Origin of the sequence: Streptomyces boncukensis, assembly GCF_011045075.1 — a bacterium.
GTDB lineage: Bacteria > Actinomycetota > Actinomycetes > Streptomycetales > Streptomycetaceae > Streptomyces > Streptomyces boncukensis.
In genome coordinates this window covers 1-2,289 of sequence record NZ_JAAKZZ010000797.1, presented here as the reverse complement: position 1 = coordinate 2,289, position 2,289 = coordinate 1, and the positions used below count along the sequence as shown (strand labels likewise).

The window sequence follows — 2,289 nt, the reverse complement described above, 5'->3', positions numbered from 1 at the left end:
CGTCTGACCCCGCGCGTGACCCCGCGCGCCGCCCGCGCGCCCCCGGGCGGGAGACTGTCGCCCATGAGCCAGAGCACCGCCCCCCGCGCCGACCGGCCCCGCACCCTGCTGCTGCGCGGCGGCGAGGTCCACAGCCCCGCCGACCCGTTCGCGACCGCGATGGTCGTCGAGGGCGACCGCATCGCATGGATCGGCTCCGAGGGCGCCGCCGACTCCTTCGCCGACGGCGTCGACGAGACGGTCGAGCTGGACGGGGCGCTCGTCACCCCCGCCTTCACCGACGCGCATGTGCACACCACGGCCACCGGTCTGGCGCTGACCGGACTCGACCTCGCCGGCGCCCGCACGCTCGCCGACGCGCTCGCCCGCATCCGCGCCCACGCCGCGGCCCGGCCCGCCGACCGCGTCCTGCTCGGCACCGGCTGGGACGCCGGCGGCTGGCCCGAGCAGCGCCACCCCACGCGCGCCGAGCTCGACGAGGCCACCGGCGGCAGGCCGCTCTACCTCACCCGGGTCGACGTGCACTCGGCCCTGGCCAGCACCGCGATGCTCGATCTCGTCCCCGGTCTCGCCGGCCGCGCGGGCTACGCGCACGACGCGCCGCTGACCGGCGACGCGCACCACGCCGTCCGCGCCGCCGCGTACGCCTCCCTCGGCCCCGCGCAGCGGGCCGAGGCGCAGCGGGCCGCGCTCGCGCACGCCGCCTCCCTCGGCATCGGGTCCGTCCACGAGTGCGCGGGACCCGAGATCTCCAGCGAGGACGACTTCACCGGCCTCCTCGCGCTCGCCGCGTCCGAGCCCGGCCCCCGCGTCCACGGCTACTGGGCCGAACTCGTCACGTCGGCGAAGGACGCGGCCCGCGTCACGGCGCTCGGCGCCCTCGGCGCCGCGGGCGACCTCTTCGCCGACGGCTCACTCGGCTCCCGTACGGCTCACTTGTGCGCCCCCTACGCCGACGCCCCGCACACCGCCGGCACGGCGCACCTCGACGCGGACGCCGTCGCCGCACATGTCGCCGCCTGCACCGAGGCCGGGATCCAGGCCGGGTTCCACGCCATCGGCGACGCCGCGATCGAGGCCGTCACCACCGGCGTACGCCGCGCCGCCGAGCGCGTCGGCCCCGACCGGGTGCGGGCCGCGCGGCACCGCGTCGAGCACGCCGAGATGCTCACCGGGCGCACCGTCGCCGACTTCGCCGACCTCGCCCTCACCGCCTCCGTCCAGCCGGGCTTCGACGCGGCCTGGGGCGGTGCCGACGGCATGTACGCGCGCCGCCTGGGAGCCGAGCGCGCACGCACCCTCAACCCGTACGCGGCCCTGCTGCGCGCCGGGGTCCCGCTCGCCCTCGGCTCCGACAGCCCCGTCGTCCCGCTCGGCCCCTGGGAGGCCGTCCGGGCCGCCGCCTTCCACCACACGCCCGAGCACCGCATCTCGGTGCGCGGCGCGTTCACCGCGCACACCCGCGGCGGCTGGCGGGCGCTGGGCCAGGACGACGCCGGGGTCCTCGCCCCCGGCGCCCCCGCCGACTACGCGCTGTGGCGCACCGGCGCACTCGTCGTGCAGGCGCCCGACACCCGTGTCGCCAACTGGTCCACCGACCCGCGCTCCGGCACCCCCGGCCTGCCCGATCTGACCCCCGGCGGCCAACTCCCGGTCTGCCTGCGGACGGTGGTCGGGGGGCAGACGGTGTACGCACGGCCGAACGAGTGACGGACGGCCGCCCGATACCGCCGAACGGGATCACCCCGGCCTGTCGCGGTGCGCGCACCCCCTCGGCACTGACCTGCTGATTTGCCGAAACACCCCAGGCCACGAGGCTGTTGACAGGAAACGCCCGTGGCCGGGTAGGTTCGGCCGGGTCCACCACAGGACGTCCGACCGGGGAACTTCCGCGCAGTCGTCGAACGCCGCTGGGCCATGGGGTGGTGCGCCGCACCGGTACACCACCACTGGGAGCCAGGTCCAGCGCCCGCGGCACGGGGGCGGAAGGTTTCGGCTGGTCGGCAGGTGTGACCGGGGCGGGACCCGGACGCTCAGTAGACAACGGCTCTCGGTCGGCCCGCAGCCAGCGGGTCCCAGGTCGGCCCGAAGGGCGCCGGGCCCCGACCCGCAGCCTTCATCCCGCTCCGGCTTTACGAACCCCGGCCCCGCGACCACCCTGGTGCGTTGTACGGTCAGCTCACCACAGCACGACCTGCACGGAAGGCCGCGACCTTGGCATCGGGCACCCTCCTCTCCTCCGCGTCCCGCGCGCGTGGAGCGGCCTGCGCCGTGCCCGCAGGGCCGGGC

1 protein-coding gene is annotated in these 2,289 nt (G+C 77.2%); it reads left to right on the top strand.

The genetic code is table 11. From position 1 onward, the window contains the following. Positions 1–63: 63 nt before the first annotated feature. Positions 64–1,710: an amidohydrolase gene (locus G5C65_RS35720; RefSeq protein ID WP_165303210.1), complete on the top strand. Its 1,647-nt coding sequence runs from the start codon at positions 64–66 to the stop codon at positions 1,708–1,710. The last annotated feature ends 579 nt before the right edge of the window (positions 1,711–2,289 follow it).